Source organism: Streptomyces sp. NPDC048419, from assembly GCF_043200415.1.
Taxonomy (GTDB): Bacteria; Actinomycetota; Actinomycetes; order Streptomycetales; family Streptomycetaceae; genus Streptomyces.
On record NZ_JBICXT010000003.1, the window covers coordinates 1,547 to 3,549 of the forward strand.

Consider the following 2,003-nt stretch of genomic DNA (forward strand, 5'->3'; position numbering starts at 1 on the left):
AAGGAGCACTTCTTACCGGGCTTGCCCGGTCAGAGGCCAGGACATCAGCGAACGTCTGATGCTGGTTGCTCATGGGTGGAACGTTGACTACTCGGCACACTCGGTCATTTTCTCTTCCTAGTACTGCTCTTCGGGGCGTGGAACGGAGCGGGGAAGTGGTGAGGGTGCCGGGCACGCTGTTGGGTGTCTGAGGGAATGATTTTCCTTCAGTTGCCGGCGCCGGTGCAGCATCGCGTGAGCGGTGTGTGACGGTGTACTGGTCGTTGTTTGAGAACTGCACAGTGGACGCGAGCATCTGTGGCCAAGTTTTTAAGGGCGCACGGTGGATGCCTTGGCACCAGGAACCGATGAAGGACGTGGGAGGCCACGATAGGCCCCGGGGAGTCGTCAACCAGGCTTTGATCCGGGGGTGTCCGAATGGGGAAACCCGGCAGTCGTCATGGGCTGTCACCCTTGCCTGAACACATAGGGCAAGTGGAGGGAACGCGGGGAAGTGAAACATCTCAGTACCCGCAGGAAGAGAAAACAACCGTGATTCCGGGAGTAGTGGCGAGCGAAACCGGATGAGGCCAAACCTACGACGTGTGAGACCCGGCAGGGGTTGCGTCGTGGGGGTTGTGGGATCTCTCTTTTGTTGTCTGCCGGCAACAAGGCGAGTCAGAAACCGTTGATGTAGGCGAAGGACATGCGAAAGGTCCGGCGTAGAGGGTAAGACCCCCGTAGTCGAAACATCAGCGGCTTGCTTGAGAGACACCCAAGTAGCACGGGGCCCGAGAAATCCCGTGTGAATCTGGCGGGACCACCCGCTAAGCCTAAATATTCCCTGGTGACCGATAGCGGATAGTACCGTGAGGGAATGGTGAAAAGTACCGCGGGAGCGGAGTGAAATAGTACCTGAAACCGTGTGCCTACAAGCCGTGGGAGCGTCGGACATCAAGCTTGCTTGGTGTCTCGTGACTGCGTGCCTTTTGAAGAATGAGCCTGCGAGTTTGCGGTGTGTTGCGAGGTTAACCCGGGTGGGGTAGCCGTAGCGAAAGCGAGTCCGAACAGGGCGATTCAGTAGCACGCTCAAGACCCGAAGCGGAGTGATCTAGCCATGGGCAGGTTGAAGCGGAGGTAAGACTTCGTGGAGGACCGAACCCACCAGGGTTGAAAACCTGGGGGATGACCTGTGGTTAGGGGTGAAAGGCCAATCAAACTCCGTGATAGCTGGTTCTCCCCGAAATGCATTTAGGTGCAGCGTCGTGTGTTTCTTGCCGGAGGTAGAGCACTGGATAGGCGATGGGCCCTACCGGGTTACTGACCTTAGCCAAACTCCGAATGCCGGTAAGTGAGAGCGCGGCAGTGAGACTGTGGGGGATAAGCTCCATGGTCGAGAGGGAAACAGCCCAGAGCATCGACTAAGGCCCCTAAGCGTACGCTAAGTGGGAAAGGATGTGGAGTCGCACAGACAACCAGGAGGTTGGCTTAGAAGCAGCCACCCTTGAAAGAGTGCGTAATAGCTCACTGGTCTAGTGATTCCGCGCCGACAATGTAGCGGGGCTCAAGCGTACCGCCGAAGTCGTGTCATTGCAGCAAGAGGGCCAACGCCCGCTGTGATGGGTAGGGGAGCGTCGTGTGCCGGGTGAAGCAGCCGCGGAAGCGAGTTGTGGACGGTTCACGAGTGAGAATGCAGGCATGAGTAGCGATTCACACGTGAGAAACGTGTGCGCCGATTGACTAAGGGTTCCTGGGTCAAGCTGATCTGCCCAGGGTAAGTCGGGACCTAAGGCGAGGCCGACAGGCGTAGTCGATGGATAACCGGTTGATATTCCGGTACCCGCTGTGAAGCGTCAAACATTGAATCCAGTGATGCTGAGGCCGTGAAGCCGCCCTGATCTCTTCGGAGTTGAGGGGAGTGGTGGAGCCGCCGGACCAAGCTGGTAGTAGGTGAGTGATGGGGTGACGCAGGAAGGTAGTCCAGCCCGGGCGGTGGTTGTCCCGGGGTAAGGGTGTAGGACGTC

The 2,003-nt window shown here is 58.0% G+C and carries 1 rRNA gene (cut by a window edge); it reads left to right on the forward strand.

Annotated features, from left to right (window positions below):
- Positions 1-299: 299 nt before the first annotated feature.
- Positions 300-2,003: ribosomal RNA gene (locus ACGFYN_RS07750) — 23S ribosomal RNA — on the forward strand; it runs 1,265 nt beyond the window's last position.